This is a genomic window from Vibrio sp. 1401 (genome assembly GCF_033340295.1).
In genome coordinates this window covers 1-1254 of the sequence record NZ_JAWOWF010000118.1, presented here as the reverse complement: position 1 = coordinate 1254, position 1254 = coordinate 1, and the positions used below count along the sequence as shown (strand labels likewise).

General features: G+C 43.0%; 1 protein-coding gene. It reads right to left on the bottom strand.

Annotation, left to right across the window (positions count from 1 at the left end; translation table 11 throughout):
- Window positions 1-33: 33 nt before the first annotated feature.
- A protein-coding gene (locus tag R7Z77_RS23965) for an IS3 family transposase (RefSeq protein ID WP_104975737.1) occupies window positions 34-1238 on the bottom strand; the annotation gives its coding sequence in 2 pieces (ribosomal slippage) (window positions 34-887 and window positions 887-1238; 1206 coding nt in all).
- Between the last annotated feature and the right edge of the window lie 16 nt (window positions 1239-1254).

Sequence of the window (1254 nt, the reverse complement as noted above, 5' to 3'; positions counted from 1 at the left end):
TGACCCGTCCTGATATGGGTTGACACTTTTTAACTAAAACGCTCGATGTACTTCATCGGGCGTTTTGTATTTTAAAGCCGTATGAGGCCTCATTTGATTATAGATATCTACGGACTCTGCTACCATCGTCCTTGCTTCTTTCAGATCTTTCGGTTTCTTCAGCAAGAGCTCCATTTTGAGTATCCCATTTACACGCTCAGCTAAAGCATTCTGATAACAGTCATACCCGTCAGTCATTGAGCAAGTCACTCTATGTTTCTTATGGATATCTTGATATTCCTTCGAACAGTATTGTGAGCCTCTATCTGAGTGGTGTATTAGCTTTTCTTCACTCTGCCGTTGCCTGAGAGCTGAGATAAATGCCCGCTTAACTGATTGAGTTTTCATGTTGTCATCCACATAAAAACCAACAATCTTCCTTGAATAAGCGTCTGTAACCAAGCTGAGATAACTCTCTCCATTTTGAGTTGGCAAGTAAGTAATATCAGCAACCCACAGTTGTTCTGGCTTCGTTGGTGTCAGCCCATCTTTCACTTTGTTTGGGTGACAGAAAAATCGATGACGGCTGTCAGTCGTTCGGTGATAGGCTCGTCTTGCTCTCACTAACAGCCGATGCTTTCTGAGAAGTTCAAAGAGCTTATCGCGACCTATTTGAATGCCCTTTGTTGCTGCTAAGAACTTCAGTTTACGCGTGCCAATGCGTGGCTGCTTCAGCCTGACTTCACGGACAAAGCCAATGACAGCATGCTCATGATGTTCACAACGAGATTGAGTTTGGCATTGCTTATAATAAGCTTGGCGAGAGATTTGTACTAACTGACAAAACTTCGTAACGCTCAAACCTACTATGGTTTTCTCTTGGACAACGCTTCTTTGTGCTTTTTTGTCACTCTAACACCATAGTCACGTTCCATAACGTTCACGACAGCTTCAAAGAAGTCGGCTTTGAGTTGAGCATCTTCGAGCTGCTTCTCAAGCTCTTTAATACGTTGCTCTGGTGTAGGAGGTAAATTGAACTCGGCCATAGAGTCTCCTTTGGACATAAAGTTAGGTGTCCCTTTAGACCAATCTAGTCGACCATGCTTACGAAGCCAAACCAAAACCGTAGAGCAACCTTGGATGCCATACTTCTCTTGGGCTTGTTTGTAAGTGAGGCTTCCTTTTTCAACCTCATCAACTACAGTGAGTTTAAAAGCGAGGGAGTAATCGCGCTGAGTTCTTTTAGTTGTTGATTTCATAACACTCTCCAATTTT